The organism is Exiguobacterium sp. s138 (genome assembly GCF_018618775.1).
GTDB classification, from domain to species: domain Bacteria; phylum Bacillota; class Bacilli; order Exiguobacteriales; family Exiguobacteriaceae; genus Exiguobacterium_A; species Exiguobacterium_A artemiae.
Window position 1 is genome coordinate 1 of record NZ_JACSMW010000020.1, and the last position, 403, is coordinate 403.

Consider the following 403-nt stretch of genomic DNA (forward strand, 5'->3'; position numbering starts at 1 on the left):
AGGTAGCCGTATCGGAAGGTGCGGCTGGATCACCTCCTTTCTAAGGAAAACGTCCCTTACGGGACATGCCCATCGTTCAGTTTTGAGAGTCCGATCTCTCAATTGAACATCCCATTTTGAATGGGCCTATAGCTCAGCTGGTTAGAGCGCACGCCTGATAAGCGTGAGGTCGGTGGTTCGAGTCCACTTAGGCCCACCATTCATTTTTATAGCCCATGGGGCCTTAGCTCAGCTGGGAGAGCGCCTGCCTTGCACGCAGGAGGTCAGCGGTTCGATCCCGCTAGGCTCCATTTGTCTTTTCTTAACGGAGAAGGCACTCGCACCTTGAAAACTGAAGACATCAACAAGACATCAAACTTTTTATAACCATGTCATTAGACGTGTGTTCTTAGAATACCAAAAT

The 403-nt window shown here is 49.4% G+C and carries 2 tRNA genes; both read left to right on the top strand.

Annotated elements, in window-relative coordinates:
* The first annotated feature begins 122 nt into the window (after positions 1-122).
* A tRNA-Ile gene (locus KNP91_RS15645) sits at positions 123-199 on the top strand.
* An 18-nt stretch (positions 200-217) separates the two neighbouring features.
* Positions 218-290: transfer RNA gene (locus KNP91_RS15650), tRNA-Ala, on the top strand.
* The last annotated feature ends 113 nt before the right edge of the window (positions 291-403 follow it).